This is a genomic window from Vibrio ouci, assembly GCF_004551525.1.
In the GTDB taxonomy this organism is placed as follows: Bacteria; Pseudomonadota; Gammaproteobacteria; order Enterobacterales; family Vibrionaceae; genus Vibrio; species Vibrio ouci.
The window spans coordinates 1-640 of record NZ_SATR01000288.1 but is presented as its reverse complement, the minus strand read 5'-3'; the positions used below and the strand labels follow the sequence as shown (position 1 = coordinate 640).

1 protein-coding gene is annotated in these 640 nt (G+C 43.8%); it reads left to right on the top strand.

Features of this window, described 5'->3' with window-relative positions; genetic code table 11:
- A partial coding sequence (locus tag ELS82_RS25675; protein ID WP_134837838.1) for an IS4 family transposase occupies positions 1–640 on the top strand: 640 nt, incomplete at both ends.

Below are 640 nucleotides of genomic sequence, written 5' to 3'. Positions count from 1 at the left end.
TCTCGAAACTCATTATCTCTCCTGCTGATATGGAAGGTGCTTATCGCTTTATCCGTAATGAACAAATCAAAGCAGAAGATATCGCTGAAGCGGGCTTTTATGTCACTGCRCAAGAAGCGTTAGAACAACAAACACTTCTTGCATTAGAAGATACCACTTCTCTAAGTTACTCCCATCGCAGCATACAAGATGAGCTAGGACACTCTAATCAAGGTAATCGACATCGTGCTATATTCGCCCACTCGACCTTACTTTTTGCYCCCCAAACTAAAACGGTTATTGGCTTAATTGAGCAACAACGCTGGACTCGAGATATTGAAAAGCGTGGTCAAAGGAATCAGTAYGCAACGCGACCATACAAAGAGAAAGAAAGTTATAAATGGGARAAAGCTTCTCGCCATATCGCAGAGCGACTTGGCGAGAAAATCTCAGATGTCATTTCTGTGTGCGATAGAGAAGCAGACCTATTTGAATACCTCACTTACAAGCAGGAGCAACAACAGCGATTCCTCGTTCGCTCAATGCAAAGCCGCTGTATAAAAGAGCATGATAATCGTCTTTATGATTACGCTTCCAAGCTGCAATCAGCCGGAGAAAGAGTGCTCGACATACCACAAAAAGGCGGTCGTCAAGCTCGCAS